Origin of the sequence: Caballeronia sp. RCC_10 (genome assembly GCF_041360715.1) — a bacterium.
Lineage (GTDB): Bacteria > Pseudomonadota > Gammaproteobacteria > Burkholderiales > Burkholderiaceae > Caballeronia > Caballeronia grimmiae.
In genome coordinates, this window is the sequence record NZ_JBFUPT010000031.1 from 1 (window position 1) to 26,762 (window position 26,762).

The window sequence follows — 26,762 nt, forward strand, 5'->3', positions numbered from 1 at the left end:
CGAACACCATGCGAACCGCGCGCTCGCGAACCTCGGTCGGATACTTCGGCGCAGTCTTGCGTTTTGCTTTGTCGATGCTTTCCATTTCCTCATTCTCTCAGGAGTTGAGGTCTCCGGAAAACCCGGTGCGCTTCAGTGCGCCACGTTATCTTCGCTCGGACAACGGGCCGGAATTCGTCTCGCGCGCTATCCTGAAGTGGGCGGCAGAGAACGGCATGGATCTGGCACTGAGCGACCCCAGCAAGCCATGGCAGAACGGCGCCGATGAAAGCTTCCCACCGGCCACAAGCTCGATGGCGCGTCGGTCCCAGTTGCGGCAAACGCTGTGCGGACCACGTGCCGAAAGTTTCGAGTCGCACCGACGTCAAATACGGACGTGTCTTGCCTTTCGCAGGAATCCGACCAGTCTTCCTATCTGAGATTGTCTAAGAAAGAGCTAAAAACCTTCTTAGAACCTTCTAGCACCCCTCCGAGCCACCGCCTTTGTTAATGTAGTCAGATGTTTACGCGGACGGAACGGTGAATATTTGACTGGATTTGGTGTGTATCCGACTAGGTGGGGTTAGCATCTGACTTGTATCGGTGCCCATCTGACTCAGAGGAGTGAGCATTCGACTGTTGCTCTGTGGATAACGGGCTCTTCGTCACTTGTGCCGCGAAAACTGGCACGTTTTTGTATTTTTTACGCAGCAGACGCGTGCAAACCCTTGCAGCCGCCGGTGAAAAGCTGGTCGTTCGCTCTTTTGGTGACTATTTGACTTAGTTTCGGGCGGCTGAATGGCCTGTTTGGAGTCAAATAGTCACCGTTGATTGAAGTGGTAGTGATCTTTTGACTGAAGGCAAACTGCAGCTGCGTTGGCTTAAGGTCAACGGACTCCGTCGCTCGTTACCCGATCAGCGTTGGCGGTGAGCATTTGACCACGGACCACCCTCACTTTATCCGTTTCATCCAGTTGCCAAGACGAAAGGAACCCCACTTCAATCAAGCGGTCCAGTGCGGCTTTGATCGCGCGGCGGAAAAATTTGATTTCAGCCATGCGAGATCCACACAGCTTATGTATCGTCTCGACCTTCATTGGGTACGGATGTTGATTGGTCGAGTAGAAGGCATGCAGCCATTTCTCCAAAGGAGAAAGCTTGGTCCTGATTTGCCAATCGATACGTGTGTAATCCCCAGGTTTTAGCTGTGCTGCGACCTCGCTGTTTATCTGAACCTTCCAAAAGGTCACTTCGTCAAAACCACCCTCTTGCGCACCGGCGTACTTCAGCAGGAGTGGTCCACCATAGACGACGGGAGCACTGCTCTTCGTGCGGGAGCGAGTTACTTCCAGCGCACATGCCGTTAGGCGACGTATGGTTTCCCGCAGTTCTACGAGGCTGCGAGAGTTTTGAGTCCAGCCAAGCATTTTTATAAGAGAACGGGCTTCGAACTCGACCCACTCCTGTCGATTATCGACAGTGGCGCCGCGAGACAAATGGAGGATCTGCAGGTAGACGTCATAGTCGCGTTGCCGCAGTTCCTCTCCGGTGTAAGTGATCTTGATGTGTTCTAGTGCATAGATCGGTTTCGCCTTGAGATCCATACGCGCATCCCTTTGCCCGCAGGTGAAGAGCGCGGATCGAACCAGATCGTGCAGCACGGGCCGATGATCTTCCGACCACAGCGGAATCTGGACACGTGTCGGTGGTCGGGGCGACTGTTGATTCCCGCTCTTCCTGCCGACGAGGGATTTCTCTAGTCTTGCGACAATCTCAAGTGCTGTTTCCTTTGCCGCTACCTTCTCGGTTGTCTCTGAGGATTCGAGAAATTCGGAGGAAATCAAGCCCGGCGTTTTCTTTGTCATTTGCTTTGTTCCTAGGCGTCGATCAGGTATTCTATCGCCGATTACTTTTTTCGAGTATAACAACAATTTCTAATCGGACGGATAATGATTGATCCTTTGCGCCCTGAATACACGATCGATGATATTGAGGATCAGGCCAATCGGGTAGCGGACGTTGTAGAGCGCGTTCGGAACAGCATCTTTTCGCCGGACTACATAAAAAAGCCCCCTACTTTCTCTGTCGCGCAGCTTGCCGCCCTTTGCCGCATCGATCGCAGCGCCCTAATGAGGCGGGTGGCAAAGGGCGACCTCCCCGCCGGCAAGGAAATAAACAAATCCCGTCGCGATTTCACGTTGGCCGAGGCGCGGCGTTGGGCACGTGCTTACGGCCGGTCGCATACGCGAGGGCCGGATGACCGGGCGGTAGTCGTAACGACCGGCAACAGCAAAGGCGGTGTAAGTAAAACGACTACGACAATGTGCATGGCACAGGGGCTGTCGCTTCTCGGGTACCGGGTGTTGTGCATCGACTTGGACCCGCAGGGGTCGCTTACGAGCCTGTGCGGTTACCTACCAGATACTCAAGTTCAAGAGGAAGACACTATTTTGCCGCTGTGCGCCGGAGATGAGCTGTCGCTGCGGTATGCAGTTAAGCCGACCTACTGGGATGGACTAGACGTGGTCGGTTGTAGCCCGGTGGCCTTCGCGGCTGAATTTCACATCCCAAGTCGACAGTCGAAGCGTGAGCCCGATTTTCGGTTCTATGACGTCCTGAACAAAGGATTGCACGATCTTCGAGCGGAATATGACGTCATTTTAATCGACACCTCTCCAACGCTTTCCTACTTGTCCTTGAACGCCTTCTTTGCTGCTGACGGCCTCATCATGCCCATACCACCTCGCGGCATGGACTTCGCCAGTTCGAGCCAGTTCTGGACTCTTTTTTCGGGTTTAGCTTCTTCGATTGCAGAGCAAGCAGGCGCCGAAAAAACGTGGAAATTTATCGACGTGCTGCTTTGCATGACCGAGGGGCAGGGCAATGTGAACGAAAGCGTGGTGAGGGAATGGGTAAAGGTGGCGTACGGGGACAAGCTGATGACAGGCGAGATTCCGAAGACAGTTGTATCGAGCTCCTCAGGGACGAAGTTTTCTACGGTCTATGACATAACCAAGTACACGGGTAGTGCCAAGACATATCAGACGGCGCGGGTTGCCTATGACGCAGCCGTCGATCAAGTAGAGGCTCAAATCCGGCGTGTCTGGGTTAATTGAAGGGGTTAGCTGATGACAAGTAAGAAAGAGGAGGCGGCTCGACTCGCCGCTGCGGCATTGGATCCGGCGCTCATGCCACGCGCGGAACGTAGAACGCCGCGAATCGCAATGAACAAAGTCACGGATTTCACAGGCGAACTCGAAAAGGTTGAAAGGGACCTGAGCGAGGCGCAAAGGAGACTGGCGCTTCATGAAGGTGCGCTCCCCACGCGTAAGCTCGAAGCCAATTCAATCAAAGCTTCGAAGTTTGCCAATCGAATCGAGCGCTCGTTTGAAGGAACTTCTTTCGAGGCATTTAAGCAGGAGATCTTGAGCGCTGGCGGAAACGTACAGCCAATCAAGGTAAGACGAATCGGCCCGGAAAGCTACGAAGTAGTGTTTGGACACAGACGACATCGAGCGTGCTTGGAGCTTGGGCTACAGGTCTTGGCAATGATCCAGGACGACATGTCCGATAAGGATCTCTTTGAAGAGATGAGCAGGGAAAACGAACAGCGAAAAGACCTGTCGGCGTATGAACTCGCCATGCATTACAAACGAGGGATCGATCTTAAGCTCTACCGAAACTGGTCTGAAGTTGCAGCTGTGCTGGGGAAAACCAAAAGTCTGATGAGCCGCTACAGTGCACTTGCTGAACTGCCTGCTGCTGTTGTGAATGCGTTTCGATCGCCAAGCGATATCCAACCGAAATGGGCCGAAAAACTAAGGCAGGTCATCGATGTTGATTCCGCCGCGGTTATAAGTGCAGCGAAAGCAGTCGCGGGCAAGTCCCTTCCACCGAAGGGGGTCTACGAGGCACTTATCAATCGCAACGCCCAGCAGTTCACCCGGGTGAACTTTTCTTTCGGAACCTGGAACGAGACAGAAAAGAAGGCGACCATCGATATTGATAAGACGACGTTAGGTCCGGACCAGCTCGAATCGCTTCGCGCTTTCTTGGCATCACTACAGGCTGAGAGTTCACCTCGGTGAACTATGTTCGGTAAGACTTGTGCTGTCCGCAGACCACTACCACTGCGGACACTATGAAGTAACGTGCCATCAATGAGCGGGCTTCTCCACTCTTTGATCTGCGTCGCCCCTCCGCTGCAAGCGGTCACTAGAAAGATCGCGCTGCTCTCAAATCCGCTCGATGCTGACTGCTTTGTCGCCGTCGCTCGCTGCAGAGTCCAACGGGGCACATTCCGCCATTCAACGACTTCCCGGCTCCCTGCCGAGAGCATACCTTTACATGCAACTACCGGTCTGCTGGATAGATCGCCGAAGACGCAAGCCATGCTTGTCCGACCGCCGACGTCGACAGCTTTCTTGCTAGCAGAGCCGGGTGATGAAGAAGCCAGCGGTACCGATTTCTTTCCGAAGCCTGCAGCCGTGTCCATCGAAAACGCGATTGCCGTCATGGAGCAGGCCGCTTCTCGGCTTGACTTCGCACTGGCGAGGCTCTCCGATATAAAGAAGTCTTTCGGGTTCAAGGCTACCTGAGCACGCAGCAGGCGTCTTTGCCGTTGCTCCAGGCGCAGCGACGGCGGAGCTTAGGATCGCGAACGCCTTGCGCGGGTTAAAAGTCGAATAGGCGGAAGAGGAGGAAGCGCGCTATAAAAAAAGCGACCGAATTAAATTATTCCGACGGTGCGCGCGATGCCTGATCGAGACGCGGCAGTAAGCAGGCTTGGCTTAGCGGCTGCTGAATAAGCTTATCTTGGCAGAAACGTCGCTTAAGGGCATCCGCCCCGCTTCGCCAGCATTTCTCCGAGCCTCCCCGAAACTCTGTGTCCTCGCGCCGTATAGTGTGCCCGTCGCAGGCGAGCACGTCAGGCGGTCATCCTGCGCGTGGATGAGCGCATGTGCCGCGCCGATGTCTCGATTCGCCAAGCCAGCATGCCTTGCTCAGAGGCCAGCTCAGCGGCTAGGCGTCGCTTTGCCTAGGCGGCTCGCGCAAGCGCTGCGGCGGGACGTTAGAGCACGTCGAGAGTACGCCAAGCCGTCGATCAGCGGCGTTGACCGCCTCCGGCGACGCACAATCGCGCGCTTTGTCGAGAGCCGTTATCAGGCCGGCACCTCGTCGGCAAAATCCAGCGACGTCGAAGTCGCAAGCCTGATAACGACCAAAGGCGGGATTATCAGGATCGGGGCCACTCCGGGACAAACTGACTGATCTATCGGAAGGGGACAATGTCCTTGATCTTCAGGGTTGCTGACCGTGTGCCAGCAGGTGAACATAGGCTCCGGCGCTTGCGAGATGGCGGGCCCGCCGTCTTCAACTTTTTTGGGTCAAACACAAATGGCAACGGGTACAGTCAAGTGGTTCAACGATGCAAAGGGTTTCGGCTTCATCACGCCCGACGGTGGCGGCGACGATCTGTTCGCACACTTTTCGGAAGTTCGCGCCGAAGGTTTTAAAACACTCGCTGAAGGCCAGAAGGTGACGTACGACGAGAAGATGGGGCCGAAGGGGAAGCAGGCATCGAACATCAAGCCGGCGTAACGGTGGTGGCCCTGGCGATCGTGAGGTCGTCGGGGCCTTCGGGAGAGCGGAGCAGCGACCCGAACATCAGGGATCGAAGGCGGAGAACCCCGAGTAGCGCAACCGTCCTTGTCTGCTAATCGTTATTAGCAGTGAACCGTTTAATGATTAAAATAACGGGTTGGCCGCTTTACGTCTTGTTTCGACAGGGTAGGGTATCATTTGGTCTATAATAAAGGTTCAACTGAACCCAAGGAGACCCTCATGCTGCTGGTGTCGCCCGAACAGATCGCCGCAGTGATGGCGCTGCCCCACACCCCGCACTCGGTCGCCGAGCTCGACGCGCAGGTCCGCGAGGGGTTGCCGAAGTCGGCGCTCAAGGAAGGCGTCGAACACGCGACCCGCAGCGCCGAGGAACGCCGCGCGCTGCTCGCGCGCATCGTGCCCGAGGCGACGTTTAAACGCCGCCGCGACAAGCTCAGTCCCGACGAGTCGGAGAAGACCGAGCGGCTCGCGCGCATCGTCGCGACCGCCCGTTACGTGTGGGACGACGAGGCGGATACGCGCGAGTTTCTGAACACCGCGCATCCGCTGCTCGAAGGGCGCACCCCGGTCGAGGTGTCCTTAAGCGAACTGGGCGCGCGGCGCGTCGAAGAGTTGCTGTGGAAGCTGTTCTACGGATTGCCGGCATGACGATGGACCGCGTGACGCTCTATATAGAGGTGCTTGAGCATGAGCTTGGAGTGCCGGGCTGATGCGGATTTTTCGGATCGCGGACCGGCGGCATCCGGTGTGGAGCGGCACCGGCGCGATGCTGGTCGGGGGGCGCTTCAACAGTCCGGGGCGACCGGTCATCTATGGCGCGCTCAATTTCGCGGGGGCCATGCTCGAAGTGCTGGTCCACGCGCGGATCGGTAAGGTGCCGAACCATCACGTGTGGGTCGAAGTGCAGGTGCTAGACGACGTGCCGATCGAGCGGGTGAGTCTTGAGGACTTGCCTCGCGGCTGGGACGCACCGGATCCGCAGGTCGCGCGGCGCTTCGGCGATCGGTGGATTGAGGAGGCGAGATCGGCGATCCTGGTCGTGCCGTCGGTGGTCGCGCGGGCGGAATGCAATGCCGTGGTCAATCCGGCGCATCCGGACGCGGCGCGCCTGGTGGTGTCGACGCCGCAGCCGGTCGGGTGGGATCAGCGGCTGTTCGTCGTCGGACGGGACGCGGTGCCCGAATAGACTCACCGTCGCTTCCTGCAAAGCCTCACCTTGTTGACAGTTGGAAGTCACTTGCTTCTTTCATCGATGGACCAAGGCACCTCGCGATGGCCAATCAACCGCAACAGCTGACCCTGCCGCCGCCGCGCACGTATACGCGCACCGACTTCACCGCGCTGCGCGCGTTCGTGCAGCGCCTGCCCGCGGCCACCATCGCGCGGCTTTACTACGATCCCGAGCACGCGCCGCACGCGGCGAGCGCCGACGCGATGGAGCGGTATCTGCGCACCATGCGCGATGACCTCGTGCAGCTCGCGTTACGGCACGGCTCGTCGGTGCTGGCCGATCACCTGAAGGCGTCGATCAAACAGCACGGCAGCGCGAAGCTCACCGCGATGACCTTGCGCATGGTTGAGCAGGCGTCGACGCTGGCGGCGGCGGTGCCGCTCGCGACCCACCCGGTGCACCTGTGGTTCCGGCCGCTGATCGCGCAACGCCTAAGTGGGGAGGGCATCGGCACGCTCGGCGCATTGATCGATTACTGTAATGCGCGCGGCGGTAGCTGGTGGCGCTCGGTACCGCGCATCGGCGCGCAACGCGCGCGGACGATCGTCGCGTGGCTGCGGCGGCATGAGGCGACGCTCGGCGTGAAGGTCGCCGCCGATGTCGACACGGCGTCCTTGGTACCGGCGAGCCAGGAAGGAGGGAGGGGCGATTGCGTGATCGTGGTCGGCGGCGATCCGGGCGAGCCGCGCCTGGCACCGTTTGAGCACCTGGCCGTGCCGGCCGAATTATCCGGCGCGGCGGGATTCAACCGGGCGACGAGTTTTGCGTTCATTCGCGCCGAGCACGATCTCGCGGCGGTGCACGCGTACCTGCACCGCTACCGCGATCGGCCGACGACCTTGCGCGCCTACACGCGCGAGCTCGAGCGGCTGATCCTGTGGAGCGTGGTGGTTCGGAAGAAGGCGCTGTCATCGCTGACCGTCGAGGACTGTGAGGCGTACAAGGATTTTTTGCAGGCGCCGCTGGCGTCGTTCACCGGACCGAAGCGCGCGCGCAGCAGCGGCCGCTGGCGCCCGTTCGCGCCGGAAGGGCTGTCCGCCGACAGCCAGGCGTATGCGGTGCGCGTGCTGCGCGCGGCGTTTGCGTGGCTGGTGGAGGTGCGCTATCTCGCCGGCAATCCGTGGAGCGCGGTGCATGAACCGGCGACGGTCACAAGGGAATTGTCGGTGCAGGTGCATCGGGCGCTGCCCGCGAGCTTATGGACGCGGATGCGTCAGGCGCTCGATGCCCGCTGCGACGGGTTCCATGCTGTCGTGCGAGAGGCTGACGACGAGGCGCGGCAGTGGCGCGCCGCGCGGGCGGCCATCTTACTGATGGGGGACTCCGGATTGCGGCGCGCGGAAGCGGCGCTCGCCCGGCGCGAAGGCTTGCGTCTCGCCGAGGTGTCTTGCGACGGGCGCGGGTCGCGCAGCCCGTCGCCCCGCTCACCGTCTCAGCCACCGTCGCAGCCGACGTCGCCGCACTCGGCCGAGTCAGGCCGCCGCCCGTCGTCGGTCTGGACACTGACCGTCATCGGCAAGCGCCGCAAGCAGCGCACGGTGCCGGTCAGTGGTGCGACCATCGCGGCGCTGCGCGCACATTGGCAAGACCGGGGCCGCAACTTCGACGCGCCGCACGCGCAGGGGCCGCTGATTGCGCCGCAGCGGATTCCGGCGACGCGCGCGGCGCGCGAGCGGCACGATGCCCAGACGGAGGAAGGGCCTTACACCGTGGATGCGTTCGGGCGGCTCGTGAGAACGGCCGTGCAACGGCTGGCCAAGGAAAGCGCTGCGCTGGCTGACTTCAGCACCGACGACCTGGTGCAGTTGGCGAACACGTCGGCGCATGCTTTTAGGCACACGTTCGGCACACGGGCGGTCGCGCGTGATATGCCGACCGATGTCGTGCAGGCCATTCTAGGTCACGCGTCGTTGCAGACCACCTCAATCTATGTTCGCGCCGAGCGCCGGCGTATGCTCGAGGCGGCGGCGCAGTACTATGCCAGCGACGACGAATAAGCGGCCTTTCTAACGGCGGAACAAACCGCGGGTCTGTGGCTCAAGACCCAACGGGAACGATGGGGCCATCATGTCTGCGGATGCCAACGACGTTCAGTTCGCCTTCGTGGACGGCCTTGTGGCTGAAGAGAAAGTCCTCTGGGTCTTCTTGCTCAGCGGCATCAAGCTCACGGGCCAGTTGGTGTGGTCGGACAAGTACGTGCTCTCAATGGTAATCGCCGAGCGGCATTCAAACCGTCTTCAAACGTGCCGTGCCCACCGTCTGTCCTTCCCACGTGCTAGCAAGCAGCGAAGCACCGAAGGATCATCCGAGGGAACTCCCGGGGCGGATCGGACCCGTCCGGTTTCACCGCTGAGTCGCCTCCTTCCGAAGCTCGATGGCGCACCGACTTTAAGCTGAACAGGGCCTAGCCTCATTACGCCTGCTGCGTTTTCCCAGCCCCGTGTCTCGACGCATGAGGACGCAGCCGTCCTCCCCAACGGCCTGGGCCGTAACAACCCGCCAATGTCAAATAAACCGAAAAAAGCGAAGTCGTTGCGTCGCGCGCCGCTGACGCGGGCGCAATTGCTGCCGATCGCTCCGGGCGTTGCCCGCGCATTCTCGTTGAAAAGTCACTTGGCGCTGGTCGCGATGCGCACCGGACGGGGCGACGCAGACACGGCGAGCGAGCTGATCAAGACGCTGTATTTGACGTATCTAGTGTGTGAGAAGGACCGCCTGGATCCGTCAATCGGAACCTATCTCCGCGCCCATGCGGTTTTGCGCACGTGTATTGCCGCCTCAAAGGCGGCCGACAAATGGGAGGTTGCCGACGATCAGTGCAGCGCAATCGAAGCGGTCCTGTGCGCGCATGACCGGCAGCTCGCTTCGACGCCGCTTCACCGCATTAAGTTGGCGAAGGCGCAACTTGATCGGATACTGCAAGCCGGCCGGTTTCCCGATCTAGAAGCGATGTACTTCGGACGTCATTCACCGAATTGAGGCGCTTAGCATGCGCGCCCCGTTTGCCGCATACAACCGACGTGATTGATGGGATTGCCGTCATTCACCCGCGATGCAGGTATGTTGCTGTGACAACCGTAGAATCTCCTTTCCATCCAGCGGCTGATTTTCCTCCGCGACGGCTCCGCGAATGCAAGCGTCCTCCCTTTGCCGACGGGACGATTTGACATCCGTCGCGTGAGGCCGTCCGCAGATGGCTGCGTGATCTGATCGCGCGAGGACCATGTGCGCACCGCCCCTGCGGAAATGGGGTCACCGGTACTGGCCTGCGGCTTGCGAGGATCAAGCCGTCTAGCTGTCGCTAGAAGCTGCAAGCATAGGGAGAAATGAAATGAGCAAGGCCCAGGACGCAAAAAAGGCGCAGAAGAAGGCGGCCATGAAGACGCCGAAGGAAAAGAAGGACGCGAAAAAGGAGAAAAAGGAAGCGTCGAAGCGGCAATGATGAACATAGGGCCTGCGGGGAAGCCGATGAGCCGCCCGCCTCATGTTCGTCCATCCCGTCGTCTGCTTAGTTTCCAACCTGCGCAACACGCAGCTTCCCATCCGAACCCAGCAGCCAAGAGACGTCGATGAATCTATTTGCCCCATTTTTCTTGGCTCACGACGCGTTTTGGTCGTCTTTCATGCCCGGCGCTCGCTTACCGGGACAGTTCCTCACCGCTTCAGACAGTACGGCGCTGGCGCTGCAAACGGCAAGCGACCACGGCCCGCAGAGTAGTGACTATTTGACTTCGGTCCTGTCCACGCCAATGGCCGAGACCTTTACTGAGACATCGCCTGGGGAAGTGCCGCCCCCGGCTAAGGGAGGCGCTCAATGGTTGAGTCACACCTGCGAGCAAGGCGGAGATGTTCATCACGCGAAAGTTTACCTTCCTAGTTCCTATGATGGTCGGTCGTTGCCGATGATGGTCATGCTCCACGGCGCCCAGCAGCACCCTGATGACTTCGCGGCCGGAACGCGGATGAACGTGCTCGCCGAAGAGACTGGATTTATCGTCGTGTATCCGGAGCAACGGGAAAGCGCCAATTTGCTGCGTTGCTGGAACTGGTTCTTGCCGTCAAATCAGGCGCGCAGCTCCGGTGAAACCGCGGCGCTCGCTGCCCTGACGCGCGACGTCATCGTCCGGTTCAACGCAGATCGTGCTCGCGTCTATGTGGCCGGACTGTCCGCGGGTGGCGCCATGGCGACCAACTTGGCCGTCACTCATCCGGACCTGTATGCAGCTGCGGCTGTCCATTCAGGCATGGCATTCGGCGTTGCGAAGGAGCACGTCTCAGCGTGGTGCGCGATGAATGACGGCCGAGGCACCGTCTGCCTGCCAAAACCAGATCCACAAGTGGCTCCGCGGCGTACCGTGCCGTTAATCGTCTTTCACGGAGATGCCGACGATACCGTGCACCCGCTCAACAGCGACCAGATCGTTGAGATGAATCATTTGTTGAGCCGCAACGCGGCCGACACGCCCGCGTGTCCTACAACATGCGTCGAGCGCGAAACCAACGGCCGCGCCTACACTCGGGACGTTTGGCGTGATCAAAACGGATCGTTGCTTACCGAGCGATGGCTCGTGCATGGGCTCGGTCATGCCTGGTCGGGCGGTCATGCCGACGGCACTTATACGGACCCCCGTGGGCCCGATGCGAGTGCGGCCATCGTTCGGTTTGTCAGCCAGTTCACGCTTGACAACGCGCCGGACGGCCTGCTTATCTAAAGCCATAGTCAGCGTTGTCTGCCGACATTGGAGCGGCTGACTGCGGCGATGCTCGAATTGACGTGCTTGTCAAATAGCAGTAGGGCGAACCAGTGAAGCCGGTCAGGACATCCGCTCATAAACGTTAGTTAAACGAAGTATGAAAAATTTTCGGGCTTCGAAGGAAGCAACGACTGCAGTCAGTGTCCGGGACGCAAGCTCCGAGAGCGGCGAAAACGCGGCGCGATGAAAATGGGCGTTGCCAACGGTGATCTCGGACACCGAATGCGCGAGGGAGGGCATTAGAGAGGTGCACAGATGATAGGGATGACGATGGTCCTGTTGCTTCTCGGCGGAACGCTCGTCGTTTATCTTAATACTCAAAATGGCGACGACCGCATCCATTTGGATAAATGGGAGCGCGAACTGAGCGAGTCCCGGAAACACCCCAAACAAGACGTAACAGACGTGTGACTCGCTTGCAAGGGGCGTAATCCGGCGATTGGCATTCGTGGCGTCCGATGCGCGCTTGCAATAAAGCCAAGAGGGCAGCCAACTGTCTGCCATTGACTTGCCCCAGCTGTCGCTGGAGGTGTTCAGACCGAGGTGGTCGCCTCCGTTTGAGCACGGGTGCGTGGTGCTCGAGCGCGACAAGTCGTCGTGCTCGACGCGTGGCGGCACAGGCGGGCGTCAAGTGGGGATGAAGCGCGGCGGGGTTACGACCCTCGCATCGGAGGCGATGATGTTCGACCGGAGCGCAGGGCGCGAACACGAGATGCAGCAGTTGTTGGCCGTCGAATCTGTAGGAGCCAGCTGCGCGAGGACACACAGTGTCGTGCAATTGCGCCTCGCCTTGTTGAACCAGGAATTTCTCGAGCCCGCACAACGCCAGTTTCAGTGGGTTGGACAGCGACGGAATACATGGCTTTGGCAACGACCTTCTCAGCCTTTTCAACGGCTTCTCTCAACACCTGCATCGCTGATGACGACCGGCATCTAGTTAAACGTCGACGACGATCGGCGCCATCAGGAAACCGAAGAAAAGCACCGCTTCGACTGGTGAAGCTTAGGGCAGCAACGCACAACGCGGCAGGCGTCGGGCGATTGAGCGGGTCATGCGATGCGCGCATGCAACCAGGCCACCAGCAACCTGCCAGGTTATCGCGCGAATAAGGAGTCTAGTAAGGACAGCCGGCGTCGGGTGTGCGGTCCATTGTCAGCGGCTGTCTTTGAAATGCGACCGACACCTAAGCGCGATCCGTCGACAACCGAGCCCCGCTGCGCAGCGGATCGCGCCTCGGCGGTCGTATATGCGCCGTGGCGCAGCGAGCGTTACACCGGCTTGATGTTCGACGCCTGCTTGCCCTTGGGGCCCATTTTTTCGTCGTAGCTCACTTTCTGTCCCTCGGCGAGGGATTTGAAGCCTTCGGCGCGGACCTCCGAGAAATGCGCGAAAAGATCGTCTCCGCCTTCGTCCGGCGTGATGAACCCAAACCCCTTTGCGTCGTTGAACCACTTAACCGTGCCCGTTGCCATAATGTGCTCTACCTAAAAATTAACGAGAAAAGACAGCCACCCTCGCGACCGTCAGCATCCATCTTAGCCGACAGGCCTATCCATGCAACAGTCGTGCAAACACGGGTTCGATCATAGACGCTGAGGAAGTCACTTTAGTGAGCATCGGCATGCTTGCAATCGGAGGCCAAGGCATCGTCATTCTTTTGCGCTTGCGAAAACCGCGAGGTGACGGCTCTTAGCAGCAGGCGAGAAAACTGGATGCTGAGAAGGCGACTTCTCGAGCGATACGACTCGGCGCCGTGCGCATCCAACCGAGGCCGCTAGGCGAGTAGTGCAGCCCTAGCGGCGAGTCAGCGAATGTATGATTGAACCTGCTTCCGCGCTGCCAGGCCTATCAGCAATGGTGCAAGGGACGTTTTTCCGCTGGACGGCGGTTGCAGACGTTTGCGCACGAATCGCATCGATAAAGTGCGAGAAGCCTCGAAGCCCACCATGCCGCCCGAGAGTTGCAAGTTTATTCATTTGTGCAACTCCGATGATGTCGGGCTTGATTCTACTCCCGCGACGAGATCGTCGTTCTATCCGCAACGGCTGCGAACTGCCATAGCCCCTCGCAAGGCGCTCGATGTCGCCATTGCATTTCACGAAGGACGCAATCGCCGAATTCGAAGTCCGCCGCGCCGAACTGGAAAAGAACGCCGGTGAAAAGCTGGCTGCTGCGCAAGCACAAGGCGAAAAGCTGAACGGTTTTACCGTGCAGATTTCGCAGAAGGCTGGCGTCGACGGCCGCCTGTTCGGTTCGGTCACGAACGCGGACATCGCCCAGGCGCTGAAGAAGCAAGGCTTCGCTGAAGTAAAAAAGGCGCAAGTGCGCCTGCCGCAAGGCCCGCTGAAAATGGTCGGCGACCATCCGGTTCAAGTGGCGCTGCACACGGACGTCGTGGTTGACGTCACCGTGTCGGTGCTGGGCGAGCACGTGTAAGTTCGCAGCGAGGCCCTCGGGCCTTGCGTACACGAAACAAAAGCTGCAGCGTTATACCGTCCGACTTCATCAATTCATACCGGCTCATTTCGTTGCAACCGAAAAAAACGAAGACGTTGCGTCGGGCACCGTCAGGCAATGACCGGACAATCCCGATAGAGTCGTCGGTCGAGCCGATGTTGATCTGCGGGAAGGCGCCGAAGCGCCCGGGAGGGGATGCTGGAAGCGAAGCCGTAGGACGCACTCGCCATTGTTGCGGACGATCCGATTCGCTGAAAAAGTCGGTCCCGAAGTACAGATCGCTCAGGTCATTTCCTCCTGGAACCGACAGGAAGACGTACCGGCCTACGCGCTCGAGAGCCATTCGGCTTGCAATTGGCCGCAACATGAGTCTGCTTGCGCGACTGGTCGAAGTATTGCGCAAAAAACCTCGGGTCATCGTTCAATCGGCCCAACAACATGGCGGGCACTGAACCCCATCACGATAGCCAGCGGTCGATCGACCCGTAAGCCCTAGCGCGGAGCCATTACGTTTCAGTCGTATAGACAGCGGACGGTCCAGACGGTACGGCTGCATCTACAGAAAGAGGGCGCCACTCGCACCCGTCCATCGCATGCTGCTTTCGGTTGTCGTCAGCATCGCGGCACCACGCTTCTTCAATTGCTTGGAAGACGAGGGGGATAAGGTCAAGGCCCCCTAGGGAAGCGAGGTGTTCATCACCGCGGTGCTTCAAGTTATCGGGAGCGCGGATTATCGTAAGAATGCTCTCGCTATGTTGACCCGTGGCCGCCAGATACGCCAGTAGCTGCGCCTCCATCTCGTACAGCAACGTCCAAGTTAGGACGCCTTGCGCCCTGTACTGGCGAACGACCGATGGCGCAGCGGCTCGGACTGCGGCTTCGACTGCAATCAACGAGTCGAGTGGGCGCCCGTGGCCGGGGGGGCTTCGCCAGCTTCAACAATATGGGTGCGGCAAGCACACAACGCGTCGCGCATCGCGGACGGCGCTCGCATCAGCACCAGCGCTGCGGCGTATTCCTGCCTGACTCGGAGCCTTCGCAGGCAGCGGCCAGAGCTATAGAGAAGCAGCCATACAGCGGCGAGTCCGGTAGAGATGAAAGCCAGGCACTTGAACAATTCGTTGAGGGGATAGCCGTCCATGCAAGTTGTTAGCCAATGCAGTATGGTTTTCGTCCACCGCCGCATCAGCGGCGTTGTATCGCAAACCACTCGCTGGCCGTGCCTTCACCGTTCACGATTAACTCGTGAGAGTTCGCAGGAAACCTGATGCACGACATCTTGCTGGTTTGCGCCGTGCGCACCCAAACTTCTTCCGCAAACCAAAGTTGCATCCTGACTACGGGTGAAAGTCTTCATGCACCGCTTGCGCCCGGTCACCGATCCTATCTCTGTCGTCATGACGCCGACCGCGAGCTACCTGCACGGGCGACAGTCAGAATTCCTCGGAGACTCAACCGGCGCGATACGCTGGCGTCTGTTTCATCCGGATTCACCGGTGCTTCGCAAGCGCATTAACGCGGTGACATCCGCTCTACAGGCGTCCGCCGCCTTGCACTGCCCGCTTGCGATCGGCAAGGCCGTCCCGACCGAGCGCTGAACCGCCGGTTTCTTCGAAGGGGGGCTGATGACGGAAGCCCGCCCCGCCCGAGACGATCGCGATAATCGCGCCTACGACCAGCGCGGCGAATGAGAACCAGCTTGCGCGTGCAACGCCGCGCGCAGCAGTATCAGCCGCTTCTCGCGCATTCTGTTCCGCCGCCGGGCCGGATGCCGCCGACGCCGCCGATGCAACGGCCGCTTGCACCTGTTGCTTCGCCGAATCGATCACTTGATTAGGCCCGCCCGTTTGGTTCGCAGCGGTCGCGCCGACTTGCGCGCTCGTCGCAGCGACGCTGCCGGCCGTACTAACGACGCCAGTGACGAGCGAAGTCATGCCGTAGACAATCAAAAGCGTCATGACGGACCACGACAGCAGACCATGCAACCACCCGAGCACGGGTGCGCAACGCCCAGCGTAGTAAGAGCCTACGAACCCAGCTACAACCGTGGTGAGGATGACCCAAACGCCGGAACCGAAGCCGAACCCACGCAACACATCGGGTTTCGACATCGGGGCGAGCAGCGATGCGCCGATGGCGGTGCCAAGCACGCTCATAATGAGATACACGATCGTCGACAAGATAACGCCCGCGATGATTGCACCCCACGACAGCCGCGGCAGGCCGTCCCGAGTAGTCAGAAGTTTCATGGTGTGTCCAAAGTGAGAGGGTATGTTTGCCGTACCACCCCACAAGGGCGCAAGCGCCGTGCCGCACGAGGGCCTGCTGCTCACTTCACACGCGTGATCGGAGAAATCGGACCCTCCTGCCGCTACATCACTAACGTATAGTCCCCAACATCCAACTGCCCCGAAGCATCCGGGCAGGCATTGTGCTAGCGCTACGAGGCAACGTACACAGGAAAACTAAATGACTGAGCGCCCGGGTCGATGGTCGCAAGGTCTTGACTGCCATGGTACCCCCGGATGGTATATGGGCGTCGATCGGCATCGATGGCCCCATCGCAACAAGCATTCCGGTCGGTTATGCGGTTCAGCAATCGAGGAATACAAGCCAATGTACGGTGACGCTTTTACGGCAGGGTGAAGCCAGGTCGGTGACTGCTGACCGAAACTGCCGTCCACTGCGGAATGACCGTCATAGCCGTCACAGCTGCATCCACCGTTTCTTGGAGATGCTTTGATTCGGGCCCATCTCATCGTCCGCCACGCGTCGGAGTCGACGTTTGACAAGCATGCAGTCGTTGATGCAGTTCGCGTTCATGGAATCGCGGCGTCGTTCAACCGGTCGGCTGCAGGCGTTACGACCATCGTGTGTCAAGGAGAAATCCTCGCTTTGCTGGAGTGCGCCGCGTACATTAGGACGATCCGGTTTGTCGACAATGTCTCGATGCAGCGTGTCGACCTGCCCTGACTCGCGGACTTTCCGGGGTGCGTTATTTTGGTCATGAAGGATCGGTTGTCGTATTCGACTCGCGCTCTGAGCCGTCGCGGTTTCATGATCAGCAGCTGAGTTCAAAATCGGAGACGGCTGATAACGTCAGTCAAACGAAACCTCTGACGCTAGAGGGGTAGGTCGGCGTCGCCGTCCTGGTGACCTCAGGCCGGAATTATTGCCGGTGCCGTACTTCCACGTCGTCTTCACGGTTCCGGAAGAAATCACGGCGATCGCCTATCAAACTCATGCCGATTACCATCCGCTGACGTAGGGGTGTCATGGTAGGACTCCGTTCGGACGAACAGGTGCAGTAAATTGCACTGTCATATCGCACCATGAATGAAATAGCCCTTGCGCTGGTCATCGTGCCATTGCGCCTGGGCAAGTGACTGGCACCGGGGACCGTGACGATTCCGGCAGCTGTTATAGGCGATGCGTTGATGGCCGCAGGCATCCCACTGCTCGACATGGCCTCCGAGCGCAGGAGTCCCGCATAGCTTGATCGCGTTCATTCGCTGAGCGCGACCGAGCGACCCGGCATGGCTCTAACGAAATTCAGTGCCTTAGCGATGTAGCACATCCGCCACTGGATAGCCGGGATCGGCCGAAGTGTGGCGAAGGCACTTGTCTGCTGCAGGTAGGCGCTAAGTATTGGCGGACAGATTGCGAACGAGCATATCCACGATCTTCATAGCTGGGCCGAGAACCTGCAGCAGACTACCGGCACTAACCCGCCCAGCGCGCGATGCGGCTTGAAGCGCCTGAATTCATCCGCCGCTTTCTACTCCACGTATTGCCGCGCGGACTGCAGCGCATTCGCCACTATGGATGCTTGATCAGATCCGACGCCGCGGGCGACGTCAGCCCGATTGCCGCACACTCGACGGTCCGATATGCGGGTTGCGCGCATCAGCCGCAAACCACGTCTGTCCGATTGCATATTCCGCTGCGGCGCCGAGCGCGAGAATCGCCGAGCCGACTGCGAGCAAGTGAGGGGGCGACATCGTGCTCGACAGCCACCAGAAGCCAAGCAGCGAACTCATGCGCATGACCCACATCACCGCGTCGCGGGCAACGATACGATCGACGAGCTCGCCGCGAATATCGAGGGCGCGCTGGTTGAGGACGTGTTCGCTCGCGTTGAGAAATGGTCCCGCCGCCGAACGAAGAATCGAATGAGCGACGAACAACCCCGGGAGCCACGCGCTTGCGCCGAGCAGCACGAATGAGATAGCGATGGCCAAGCACGACCAGCCGAGCCAGCCGGAACGGTTATGGACCCCGCGGCTCTTGCGGGTAACGTAAAGCGCCGCCGCCCCGGTGAGCCCCGCTACGCTCGATACCCAGCCGAGATCGCTAGCCGAGCCGAGCGACATCGCCGCACCGACCGAACCCACTGCACCGCCCACTCCGAGCAAACCGGACTCGAGGAAAAAAAGCGGCAGACAGTTCCGGAATTCCGGCTGCGCGATCACGGCAAACGGATTCTTCGCGGCGACCATCGGCGCTTCGGTCACGTTGCGCCCTAAGACAAACGCGGCAACGAAACACACGCCACCGTAAAGCCTGTAAAGCGCCTGGCTACTGTTCCCCGTCTTGGAGAGGAAGAGCGTCGCCACCAACGTCGCGATGATGCCGCCAGCCACCGCAAGCGCCCCTGAGCGCGACGCATAGCTGTCACGTTGCGAATCGGTCAGCACGCTCATTTCTAGCCAATATCTCGCGCTCCAGGTGAGGCCGAGAAATAAGCCAAATACAGCCGCCATAACCGCGATGGACTCGTTACCGCTAAGCAGAAGCGCGCCCGGAATGAGAAAACTGAGCCGCATCAGCCGGCGACCTGTCAGTCCGACTTTCGGCCCGATCAAGTAGGCCAGAAGCGCAGCGCCGCTCGCGTCGGTCAACATGTACGCGGTGAAACGGAACATCGCATTAATGTCGTCGACCCCGACGACGAAATAGCCGATGAACGCGGCCAACGTGCCAATCGCGCCTTGAAACGCCACAAACAGCAGCATTTCGCGCTCGTGCTTCAACATTTTCTTCTTGCAGAGATAGAACGCCCAGCGCAATGCGTGCTGCGTTGGAACAAGCCTGTGGACTGAAAGAGTGAGTCAGGGTGCGCGGACCCTGCGATGGCGAACTGCCAGGCGAACCAAGCCAGTAGCAAATGCCGACGATCACTGCGAAGCGCGATCAGTTTGCCCGACAACTAAACCGCGGAAAGGAGTTTAGTCGGATCAACGGAAAGTGGCAAGTTTTTCTACAAAGATTCGACTTCGGGCAATACTTACCGAATGCCGATTCGCAATCGTCCAACGAAGACATCGCCGCGATTCATCTGAATGAGAAAGTGGGTTTGGATGTGGCGCGATCTGCGGCACATCGTCGATGACTACGCCACCTGATTCATGCCCTCCTTTTCGGCAATTCGCTCAACCGTACTGAGCGCCTGAGCCACAACTTGGTCCATGTTGTAGTAGCGATAGCTCCCGAGCCTTCCGGCAAACGTAACCTCCGGATGAAACTCGGCAAGCGCCTGATACCGCTTAAAGAGTGCCGCGTTCGCGGGGCGGGGAATCGGGTAATAAGGATCGCCCTCGTCATTCGGATATTCGTAAGTAATGCTGGTCTTCCGGTGTTGCTGCCCCGTCAGATGTTTGTATTCGGTGATGCGAGTATGGCGAACACTTTCCGATGGGTAATTCACGACGGCGACTGACTGAAAAAACTCCTGGTCGAGCGTTTCATGGCGAAATATCAGCGAGCGATACGGCAGCTTGCCGAGACAGTGATCGAAATATTCGTCGATCGGGCCGGTATAGATGAGCTTGCCGAAATTCACTCGCTTGCGGACTTCCTTGTAGTCCGTTCCCAGCTTGACTTCTATGTTCGGATGCGAGAGCATCTTCTCGAACATGCGTGTGTAACCTTCTCGCGGCATGCACTGGAAAACGTCGTTGAAATAGCTGTCCTCCGTGGTGGTGCGAATGGGCACGCGAGCGGTGACGGAACGATCCAGATCGGAGGGGTCGATGCCCCATTGCTTCCGCGTGTAACAACGAAAGAATTTCTCGTACAGTTCGCGGCCGACTTTATTGACAACCACGTCTTCCGACGTGCGGATTTCGGAAACAGGCTCCGCACGCGCCGCCAGAAAGGCCTCCGCCTGTTCGGGCGACAGATTCAGCGAGTAGAGAAGATTGAGCGTGGTCAAATTGATCGGCATCGGCACGAGCATGCCGTCGACCGATGCGAGGACGCGATGCCTATAGGGACGCCACTCTGTGAAGCGGGACAGATAATCGACGACTCGCTGTGCATTGGTGTGGAATATATGCGGTCCATAGCGATGGATTAGCACGCCGTCACTGTTGTGCTCGTCATAGGCATTTCCGCCGATGTGAGGCCGCCGATCGACGATCAGGACGCGTTGCCCATATTGCGCAGCGAGTCTCTCGGCCATCACGCTTCCGGCGAAGCCCGCGCCGACTATCAGGTAGTCGAAGCCTTCGGCAGCAGTCCCTCTTTGGTCGCGGCTAGCAGCCGCCTTGCCATTCCGGCTGGCCCCCGATTGCTGGTTCGCATCGTTTAGAACACGCATTTCTGGACCTCGGCGAGCATGGCGGCGCACGTGTTATCCCATGACATCCCCGCGAGCACTGCCCTGGCGCGGGCAATGAACGCAGACCGGTCCGCGCCATCGGCTAATGCATCTTCGATTGCCCGCTCGAATTGCCTCGCATTTTCAGCGATGCGCACCACTCCGCTTTGCCCATAGCGCGAAACCACGTCGGCAATCGGCGTCGATACGACGGGGCGCCCGGCAGCGAGGTATTCCGGGGTTTTCGTGGGACTGATGTAGCGGGTCGACTCGTTGAGGGCGAACGGCATGAGCGCAACGTCCCAGCCCGCGAGGTAGCGTGGCAAGTCGTCGTAAGACTTCTGACCCAGATAATGGATGTTGGGCGCTTGCGGCAAATCCGCCGGTGCGATCTTCACGACCGGCCCCAGCATGACGAATTGCCAGTCAGGCCTCGCGGCTGCCAGCGCGCCGATCAATGGCACATCGAAACGCTCATCGAGCACGCCGTAGAATCCCAGACGGGGCCCGCGGATCGCCTCCTGATCCGACGGTTGCTCTTGAGGTCTGCAAGCCTGCTCGAAGTGCCGTACGTCCACGCTGCTTGGAAAAGCATGAACGTTATGGTGAAAGCGCCGCTTCGACTCGTATAAGCTCTGTCCGCCCGTGAATACGACGTCGGCCTTGTGCATCAAGCGCGCTTCGCGTTCCGCGAGCTGGGGCGGCGCTTTCTTGAAAGCAGACAACTCATCCATGCAGTCGTACACGACAAGACGAGCGTCGAGATGGTCCGTAAAAGCGAGCATCATCGGCGAGTAATACCAGAGCCCGAGATCCCACGCCTGTGCCTGCAGGAGATAATCATCGAGCAGCGCACGCAGTGCGGGCTCGTCCTGTTCCTGCGTTAGCCCTTCGGGCAAGCGAGGTGCGAGGACGCGTATTCCTTCATCCGTAGTTCGCACGTCGAGCCACGCGTGGGACTGATCCGTGCGCCTTGGCTCCTCGAAGAAGAGCACCTGCGTATGCTTGGCGATTCGCGAAAGCAAGTGTTGAGGCCGCTGATACACGAAGTCCCAGCGCAAGTGCGATAGACAGAGGAGCGTGCGTGGCAGGCCCGATCGCGCTGACACGATTGGCGGGCGGGCAGCCTGCAACCGATGATCGCCGGAGCCCGACACCGCGGCGACCTCGGCGTGTTGTTTGGCTTGCGACTGTGGCAAGAAGGCCTCCGTGAATGACTGACAGGGATTTGCGTCGCGTTCCAGTGAAAGACCGAGTACGCACCCGCGCTCTCGTGCGGCTAGCAAATGATCGAACCAATGAGAACCGTTTCGGCGCATGCATCGCATTGCTGCCGATCGCAAGCGCCCGAAGGTTCCGTCAGGCCGTTGGCAATCCTCATTCCCGCACGACCTGCATTAAGCCGCCTTTTTTCTCAAGGTTAAAGGCATGGCAACTGCTCAGACGAACCCGTCGGACGGACGACGCAAACGCTTGCAAGATCACGAGAGAAAAAACACATGGATGAGAGGCTGGTGCTGTGGGGCGGGCTCGAATGCACCGTGAATCGTGTGCGGGACAGGTGCTTCAGCCAGTTGGATCGAAACGGGCATGCGACGCGCGAAAGCGATCTCGAACGCTTCGCCTCTTTGGGCATTCAGGCTTTGCGCTACCCAGTGTTATGGGAGAGAACCGCTCCCAACGGCGTGAAAAACGCTGACTGGTCTTGGCTCGACGCGCGGTTGCCCGAGTTGCGCGCGCTAGGCGTGGAGCCGATCGCGGGGCTCGTGCATCACGGGAGCGGCCCTCTGCCGGGCGGACTCCTGGACCCCGGTTTCGCCGCACAGCTAGCCGATTACGCGCATGCGGTCGCGCAACGCTATCCTTGGCTGCAGTACTACACGCCTGTGAACGAACCGAATACGACTGCTCGTTTCAGCGGGCTTTACGGCGTGTGGCATCCCCATGCAACGGACGACCGCACATATCTGCAAGCGTTGATCAATCAGTGCAAAGCCACTGTGTATTCGATGCGCGAGATTCGCAAGATCAATCCACAAGCGAAGCTGGTGCAGACGGACGACCTCGGCAAGACACAAGGCACCCCTGCCATGGCGAAGCTCGTCGCGTTCTATAACGAACGACGCTGGCTTTCGTGGGATCTGCTTTGCGGAGCGGTCAAGCCCGGCCATGCGTTATGGCAGTACATCATGCATGCAGGCATTGCTGCCGAGGACGTTCTCTGGTTCGCCGACAATCCGTGCCCTCCCGACATCATCGGCATTAACTACTACATCACGAGCGAGCGATGGCTCGACGACCGGGTCGAGAATTATCCCGAGGCTTATCGTTGCGAGTGGTATGGGCACCGCCTCGCCGACATCGAAACCGCGCGCGCGCTCGAGCGTCCTACTAGCGGCATTCGGGCGCTAATGGACGAAGCATGGGAACGTTACAACCTGCCGCTGGCAGTCACGGAAGCGCATATCGACGCTACCCGTCAGGACCAGATGCGCTGGCTCCACGAGATCTGGTGGGCTGCGAGCGATGCGCGCCAACGAGGCATTGATATGCGAGCCGTGACCGTATGGGCGTTACTCGGCTCATATGATTGGAATTGCCTTGTGACCGATGATCGCGGCTACTACGAATCGGGGCCATTCGATCTACGCGGCGCAGAGCCCCGCGAAACGGCTCTCGCTGCACTCATGCGCGATCTCGCTGCCGGCCGCCCTCACGAACATCCGGTCCTTCACGGCACCGGATGGTGGCGCAGGCCAGGTCGGTTCTTGTGCGAGCCGGTCGTCTACGAATCCCCCGGCGTGCCGTCGCTGACGAGCCTTACCACGATTTCGCCGGAGTATGCGCCGCCAATACTCATCGTCGGTAATGGCTCACTAAGTCGCGCTTTCGCGGACATTTGCGCGCAACGCGACTTGCGATACAGGACGGCGAAGCGCGATGAGATCGATCGCATGAATGCGAGCGGAATCGACCAACTCATTGAATCCCACTCTCCTTGGGCGATCATCGATGCAAGCGATCCGGTCGACGTCGATGAAGCCGAGCGTACGGGTGGAGAAAATCTCCGTTGCATGACCGCGCGAGCAAGGTCGCTTGCAGAGGCTTGCACGAGACATGACATGCAGTACATGACGTTCTCATCGGACTTCGTTTTCAACGGAATGCGCGCGCATCCTTACGTTGAGACCGATGAGGTTTCGCCGATCAACCGCTTCGGCAGCATCATGGCCGACCTGGAGGCGCAGGTGCTTCGCGCTTGTCCGCAATCGCTCGTGCTTCGTACAGGCAGCATGTTCGGGCCGTGGGACGGAGTCAATTTCCTCCTACGGGCGTTGGATGCGCTGTCGCAAGAAAGGCCGTTTGAGGCCGCGCGGGACGTAACTTTTTCTCCCACGTATGTGCCCGACCTAGTTCACGCTTGCCTGGACCTCCTGATTGACGCGGAAGCCGGCATCGTGCATATGAGCAACCGCGGCGCTGTGACGTGGGCGGACCTCGCCATCCAGGCGGCAACGATTGCCCACATGGACGCCGATCTCGTCCGTGCTCGCGCTGCAACACAAATGAGGTACCTGGCGCGGCGGCCGAGTTATAGCGTGCTGATGAGCGACCGCGCCGCGATTTTGCCGACACTGGACAGTGCGCTGCTTCGTTTTGTGGAACATTGGCGCCAGGCCCAAAACGTCGCCCCGCAGTGAAACGATCGATGCGCAGAGCGTTTTCACGATGTACGCAGGACTCGAGCGCGGACACAGCTACCCTTTACGTCCACTTGTTTAAGCCTACACCGGATCTAAGATGAACTTGCGGCCTGTAACGGACGCGATCCTTGTTGTTTGGTCATGCCGCTCCAGAGCGGGCATTTTTGTATGGGCCCGAGCTCGCAGCCCCGATCACCAGCCTTTCGACCATTGCTGCCCCCCTTCCTCAGCCGGGACGGCATGTGTCGGACAACTTGACCGATGACGGATTCCGCTAGAAGAAGATAGGTCATGGAAGCCGCGCCGAGGCCTACTACGAGGCGTTAGATGAGTCCCATTTTTGAAGTCGCTGCTCCCCACGGGCGCTCAGCTGTATCAAACCGGCGCGGAGCCGGTCAGATCCGCAACTGATGAACGCGGCTGCGCAATGAGAGTTACGGGCGCACGGCGGCAAAGCAACGCTCGAGCGAAAAAGCGTCTTTGTGGAACGTCTTACGGCGTCCGAATCTGCGTAACGTCGTCAGCAGAGTGAGCGTGATCCCGGGGTGCCAGCGACGGACACCTTCGTGCTGCAAAACCCGTGCGTCTGCGACTTCCAAGTCGTCAGTAGCGCCTTCGAGATGAAGCGGACGCCCATCGACGCACGACACTCCCTGCCATAAGCCAGATGTGGTTACGCCGTGACCGACGCGGTGAAGCCCGGCACTTGGCTTCCGGCTACCCGCAAAATCGGGACGACCTTTGAGGCGGACCACGCGCCACATTCCACGGTGCCGTTTCAGCGACAGCACCGGTGCACTTGAACCGCAATTCAACTTCGCTGGGCGCCATCCAGTATCGCTGGTCTCGCGGCAAGCTGATTGGACGCGCTTATATCGCCGGCTTGCATATCCAAAATTTTAATGTTCCATCATGCAGCCAAACGATGCTGCGCTTAATAAGAGAGGCGCTGTCGTGTTTCCCGCAGCCTGACCACTTCATACGCTGACGCGCTCGCATCCGCCCTCGGTACGGCATCTCGGTGCGCGGCAAAGCGGTAAAAGAGCGGGGCGGTCGACAGCAACCGGCACAAGCCACCCCAAGGTATGGCAATTGCCATCGGATAAGCAGCTACGTTGCCCTCACTAACTGGAGACTTGATGCGTGATAGCCAATTCATCCGCCCGCTCAAAGCAGCGCTCATCGCTGCTGCGACTCTATGCTTTGTCGCGGGTTGTACAACTGGCGGAGTCGACTCGACGCGCGCACACGTGCAGGAGGATCTCGCGACGTATCGCTGCGCCGGATTCGATCCCGTCGCTGACGAAATCACTTATCCGGCCGACGTTGAGAGAGCTGAAGCCCGCGTCGCCGCGGGAAAAGGCTGCCTTGCTGATCAACATCCGCCGACTCGCCCATGAGGAGGCGGTCCATCTCTCCAAGCAAAGGCGGGCGAGGGGAATGTCGCCGTTGTTGAAGTGAGCTAACTCTCGAGAATGCACGTTTCGGAGGCAGTGATTAGCAGCGTACACGTCATTGACCCGTTGGAACGGACTATGCCCATAGTTGAGCTCAAAAACCGAGAGTCGCTTTCAGCGGTCACGGCGCTTCTCAAGTGCGCCAGCATAGCCCGATAACCCTTGGGAGGCCCGCAAAAGCTGTAGCGAGGCCGGGTACGCGCGAGCGCACGGAGCGACCCGTCGAACGTGGCGCCGGACGCCCGTCGCAGCAGCCTCATCATGAAGGAACGGCGTTGTCGCTGCCGTGTTATAACTGTCGGAAGAACGTTCCGGATGCGCAGTGCGCGGGTGAAAGCCCCGAGGCGGGCCGTCGCTATGCGTTCACTTAGCCATCGTGAATCGTTGTTACTGTAGTAGACGTACGACCCGCTGACGCATTGCGTTCTCCTTGCCCGCGGAGTCGCCAGAATCGGACAGTTGCGGTAGCTTGTCCCATAACAAAGCGCGGCCAAGTTCAATGAAGGAGAGCCTCCCCATCTTCATGGCACATCGAGCCAGGCGGGCCGCGGTTCGTACTCCTCCGCGTCGCGTGGCCTGCCTCGCGCCCATGCCGCTCGATGGACTGCAAGCAAGTCTACCGTGAGCCGACCGCAGTCGATCGCGGATAGCGTGAGGCCGATTGACCTTGCATTGTCACCTCCCGGAAACAGCTTAACGAACAGCGTTACGTTCCGATATCCGAACGTGTCAAGCTTCGCCTGGTACTGACATGGAGCGACAACGTCTTCGTCCGGAAGAAGACGCGCGGCATCTCGCGGCCGTATCCCACGGCGCCGAATAATTGCTTGCCAGCGTGCTTCGCCGTTCGGAAAGTAGCGTTGCACCTGCATCGCATCCATTCGCTGAAGCCGCAGTGTCTGAAGGCAGCGCTCGAAAACATCCTGTCCAAGGTGGCGAAGGACAGCCAGGTC

Annotated in this window: 20 protein-coding genes and 5 pseudogenes; 16 read left to right on the top strand and 9 right to left on the bottom strand. The window is 59.5% G+C overall.

Going from position 1 to position 26,762, the window contains the following annotated elements; genetic code table 11:
- Positions 1–137: 137 nt before the first annotated feature.
- Positions 138–275: pseudogene (locus AB6804_RS27765) on the top strand (IS3 family transposase); the annotation flags it as partial.
- Between the two features lie 591 nt (positions 276–866).
- Here the strand turns inward: AB6804_RS27765 and trfA are convergent.
- Entirely contained in the window at positions 867–1,844 is a 978-nt protein-coding gene (gene trfA, locus AB6804_RS27770; RefSeq protein WP_370889184.1) for a plasmid replication initiator TrfA, read from the bottom strand.
- An 84-nt stretch (positions 1,845–1,928) separates the two neighbouring features.
- On the opposite strand from trfA, the gene AB6804_RS27775 reads away from it, so the two are divergent.
- The 9 genes from AB6804_RS27775 to AB6804_RS27815 all read left to right on the top strand — a co-directional run bounded on the left by AB6804_RS27775 (position 1,929) and on the right by AB6804_RS27815 (position 11,547).
- Complete coding sequence (locus AB6804_RS27775; protein ID WP_244798053.1) at positions 1,929–3,095, top strand: AAA family ATPase; 1,167 nt, start codon at positions 1,929–1,931, stop codon at positions 3,093–3,095.
- A gap of 12 nt (positions 3,096–3,107) precedes the next feature.
- On the top strand, positions 3,108–4,067 hold the full coding sequence (locus tag AB6804_RS27780) for a ParB/RepB/Spo0J family partition protein (protein WP_244798052.1): 960 nt from the start codon (positions 3,108–3,110) through the stop codon (positions 4,065–4,067).
- Between the two features lie 72 nt (positions 4,068–4,139).
- A complete protein-coding gene (locus AB6804_RS27785; RefSeq protein WP_370889185.1) occupies positions 4,140–4,577 on the top strand; it encodes a hypothetical protein in 438 nt (145 codons plus the stop codon).
- Positions 4,578–5,376: 799 nt separating this feature from the next.
- Positions 5,377–5,580 carry a cold-shock protein gene (locus tag AB6804_RS27790; protein WP_040048696.1) on the top strand — a complete coding sequence of 68 codons (204 nt, stop codon included), beginning with the start codon at positions 5,377–5,379 and terminating at the stop codon, positions 5,578–5,580.
- Between the two features lie 243 nt (positions 5,581–5,823).
- Positions 5,824–6,252 (top strand): antitoxin Xre/MbcA/ParS toxin-binding domain-containing protein, encoded by a 429-nt coding sequence (locus AB6804_RS27795; RefSeq protein WP_370889186.1) that lies wholly within the window; start codon positions 5,824–5,826, stop codon positions 6,250–6,252.
- A gap of 61 nt (positions 6,253–6,313) precedes the next feature.
- Positions 6,314–6,790, top strand: coding sequence for an RES family NAD+ phosphorylase (locus AB6804_RS27800; RefSeq protein ID WP_370889187.1), 477 nt, complete (start codon positions 6,314–6,316; stop codon positions 6,788–6,790).
- An 86-nt stretch (positions 6,791–6,876) separates the two neighbouring features.
- The gene (locus tag AB6804_RS27805) at positions 6,877–8,832 is read left to right on the top strand and encodes a phage integrase family protein (protein ID WP_370889188.1); all 1,956 of its coding nucleotides are present in this window, start codon (positions 6,877–6,879) and stop codon (positions 8,830–8,832) included.
- 505 nt (positions 8,833–9,337) lie between these two features.
- Complete coding sequence (locus AB6804_RS27810; protein WP_370889189.1) at positions 9,338–9,814, top strand: hypothetical protein; 477 nt, start codon at positions 9,338–9,340, stop codon at positions 9,812–9,814.
- Positions 9,815–10,404: 590 nt separating this feature from the next.
- Complete coding sequence (locus AB6804_RS27815) at positions 10,405–11,547, top strand: PHB depolymerase family esterase (RefSeq protein WP_244798008.1); 1,143 nt, start codon at positions 10,405–10,407, stop codon at positions 11,545–11,547.
- Positions 11,548–11,649: 102 nt separating this feature from the next.
- Here AB6804_RS27815 and AB6804_RS27820 read toward each other — a convergent pair whose 3' ends face one another.
- Positions 11,650–12,093 (bottom strand): hypothetical protein, encoded by a 444-nt coding sequence (locus AB6804_RS27820; protein ID WP_370889190.1) that lies wholly within the window; start codon positions 12,091–12,093, stop codon positions 11,650–11,652.
- Positions 12,094–12,309: 216 nt separating this feature from the next.
- Here AB6804_RS27820 and AB6804_RS27825 point away from each other — a divergent pair.
- A pseudogene (locus tag AB6804_RS27825) lies at positions 12,310–12,526 on the top strand (hypothetical protein); the annotation flags it as partial.
- Positions 12,527–12,858: 332 nt separating this feature from the next.
- Here the strand turns inward: AB6804_RS27825 and AB6804_RS27830 are convergent.
- Positions 12,859–13,062, bottom strand: coding sequence for a cold-shock protein (locus AB6804_RS27830; protein WP_244798007.1), 204 nt, complete (start codon positions 13,060–13,062; stop codon positions 12,859–12,861).
- A gap of 625 nt (positions 13,063–13,687) precedes the next feature.
- Here AB6804_RS27830 and rplI point away from each other — a divergent pair.
- A pseudogene (rplI, locus tag AB6804_RS27835) lies at positions 13,688–14,026 on the top strand (50S ribosomal protein L9); the annotation flags it as partial.
- A 527-nt stretch (positions 14,027–14,553) separates the two neighbouring features.
- Here the strand turns inward: rplI and AB6804_RS27840 are convergent.
- From AB6804_RS27840 to AB6804_RS27850, 3 genes and pseudogenes are all read right to left on the bottom strand, one after another.
- A complete protein-coding gene (locus tag AB6804_RS27840; RefSeq protein WP_370889191.1) occupies positions 14,554–14,940 on the bottom strand; it encodes a DUF2471 family protein in 387 nt (128 codons plus the stop codon).
- A 639-nt stretch (positions 14,941–15,579) separates the two neighbouring features.
- Positions 15,580–16,296 (bottom strand): hypothetical protein, encoded by a 717-nt coding sequence (locus tag AB6804_RS27845; RefSeq protein WP_244798006.1) that lies wholly within the window; start codon positions 16,294–16,296, stop codon positions 15,580–15,582.
- Positions 16,297–17,397: 1,101 nt separating this feature from the next.
- Positions 17,398–17,586, bottom strand: a pseudogene (locus AB6804_RS27850) (transposase zinc-binding domain-containing protein); the annotation flags it as partial.
- Between the two features lie 197 nt (positions 17,587–17,783).
- On the opposite strand from AB6804_RS27850, the pseudogene AB6804_RS27855 reads away from it, so the two are divergent.
- Positions 17,784–17,880 (top strand): annotated as a pseudogene (locus AB6804_RS27855) (transposase); the annotation flags it as partial.
- A 24-nt stretch (positions 17,881–17,904) separates the two neighbouring features.
- Here the strand turns inward: AB6804_RS27855 and AB6804_RS27860 are convergent.
- Complete coding sequence (locus AB6804_RS27860) at positions 17,905–19,062, bottom strand: hypothetical protein (RefSeq protein WP_370889192.1); 1,158 nt, start codon at positions 19,060–19,062, stop codon at positions 17,905–17,907.
- A gap of 152 nt (positions 19,063–19,214) precedes the next feature.
- Between AB6804_RS27860 and AB6804_RS27865 the strand changes: the two genes are divergently transcribed.
- Positions 19,215–19,439, top strand: a complete 225-nt coding sequence (locus AB6804_RS27865) for a hypothetical protein (RefSeq protein WP_370889193.1) — start codon at positions 19,215–19,217, stop codon at positions 19,437–19,439.
- Here the strand turns inward: AB6804_RS27865 and glf are convergent, their stop codons facing one another.
- On the bottom strand, positions 19,440–20,648 hold the full coding sequence (gene glf / locus AB6804_RS27870) for a UDP-galactopyranose mutase (protein WP_370889194.1): 1,209 nt from the start codon (positions 20,646–20,648) through the stop codon (positions 19,440–19,442). It lies immediately after the preceding gene.
- Complete coding sequence (locus tag AB6804_RS27875) at positions 20,636–21,847, bottom strand: glycosyltransferase family 1 protein (protein WP_370889195.1); 1,212 nt, start codon at positions 21,845–21,847, stop codon at positions 20,636–20,638. The genes glf and AB6804_RS27875 overlap by 13 nt, the downstream gene beginning before the upstream one ends.
- Positions 21,848–22,147: 300 nt before the next feature.
- Here AB6804_RS27875 and AB6804_RS27880 point away from each other — a divergent pair, with 300 nt between their 5' ends.
- Together AB6804_RS27880 and AB6804_RS27885 are read left to right on the top strand one after the other, a co-directional pair.
- Positions 22,148–24,349, top strand: a complete 2,202-nt coding sequence (locus AB6804_RS27880; RefSeq protein ID WP_370889196.1) for a family 1 glycosylhydrolase — start codon at positions 22,148–22,150, stop codon at positions 24,347–24,349.
- 1,142 nt (positions 24,350–25,491) lie between these two features.
- Entirely contained in the window at positions 25,492–25,752 is a 261-nt protein-coding gene (locus AB6804_RS27885; protein ID WP_370889197.1) for a DUF4148 domain-containing protein, read from the top strand.
- Positions 25,753–26,762: the final 1,010 nt, after the last annotated feature.

What these genes read in the sequence shown, in the direction of transcription:
- AB6804_RS27880 (WP_370889196.1), top strand. Translation starts at nt 22,148, where the DNA reads ATGGATGAGAGGCTGGTGCTGTGGGGCGGGCTCGAATGCACCGTGAAT.
- AB6804_RS27805 (WP_370889188.1), top strand. Translation starts at nt 6,877, where the DNA reads ATGGCCAATCAACCGCAACAGCTGACCCTGCCGCCGCCGCGCACGTAT.
- AB6804_RS27865 (WP_370889193.1), top strand. Translation starts at nt 19,215, where the DNA reads ATGCCGACGATCACTGCGAAGCGCGATCAGTTTGCCCGACAACTAAAC.
- AB6804_RS27785 (WP_370889185.1), top strand. Translation starts at nt 4,140, where the DNA reads ATGAGCGGGCTTCTCCACTCTTTGATCTGCGTCGCCCCTCCGCTGCAA.
- AB6804_RS27830 (WP_244798007.1), bottom strand. Translation starts at nt 13,062, where the DNA reads ATGGCAACGGGCACGGTTAAGTGGTTCAACGACGCAAAGGGGTTTGGG.
- AB6804_RS27845 (WP_244798006.1), bottom strand. Translation starts at nt 16,296, where the DNA reads ATGAAACTTCTGACTACTCGGGACGGCCTGCCGCGGCTGTCGTGGGGT.
- trfA (WP_370889184.1), bottom strand. Translation starts at nt 1,844, where the DNA reads ATGACAAAGAAAACGCCGGGCTTGATTTCCTCCGAATTTCTCGAATCC.
- AB6804_RS27820 (WP_370889190.1), bottom strand. Translation starts at nt 12,093, where the DNA reads ATGGCAGACAGTTGGCTGCCCTCTTGGCTTTATTGCAAGCGCGCATCG.
- AB6804_RS27810 (WP_370889189.1), top strand. Translation starts at nt 9,338, where the DNA reads ATGTCAAATAAACCGAAAAAAGCGAAGTCGTTGCGTCGCGCGCCGCTG.
- AB6804_RS27795 (WP_370889186.1), top strand. Translation starts at nt 5,824, where the DNA reads ATGCTGCTGGTGTCGCCCGAACAGATCGCCGCAGTGATGGCGCTGCCC.
- AB6804_RS27780 (WP_244798052.1), top strand. Translation starts at nt 3,108, where the DNA reads ATGACAAGTAAGAAAGAGGAGGCGGCTCGACTCGCCGCTGCGGCATTG.
- AB6804_RS27815 (WP_244798008.1), top strand. Translation starts at nt 10,405, where the DNA reads ATGAATCTATTTGCCCCATTTTTCTTGGCTCACGACGCGTTTTGGTCG.
- AB6804_RS27800 (WP_370889187.1), top strand. Translation starts at nt 6,314, where the DNA reads ATGCGGATTTTTCGGATCGCGGACCGGCGGCATCCGGTGTGGAGCGGC.
- AB6804_RS27790 (WP_040048696.1), top strand. Translation starts at nt 5,377, where the DNA reads ATGGCAACGGGTACAGTCAAGTGGTTCAACGATGCAAAGGGTTTCGGC.
- AB6804_RS27775 (WP_244798053.1), top strand. Translation starts at nt 1,929, where the DNA reads ATGATTGATCCTTTGCGCCCTGAATACACGATCGATGATATTGAGGAT.
- AB6804_RS27885 (WP_370889197.1), top strand. Translation starts at nt 25,492, where the DNA reads ATGCGTGATAGCCAATTCATCCGCCCGCTCAAAGCAGCGCTCATCGCT.
- glf (WP_370889194.1), bottom strand. Translation starts at nt 20,648, where the DNA reads ATGCGTGTTCTAAACGATGCGAACCAGCAATCGGGGGCCAGCCGGAAT.
- AB6804_RS27860 (WP_370889192.1), bottom strand. Translation starts at nt 19,062, where the DNA reads ATGCTGCTGTTTGTGGCGTTTCAAGGCGCGATTGGCACGTTGGCCGCG.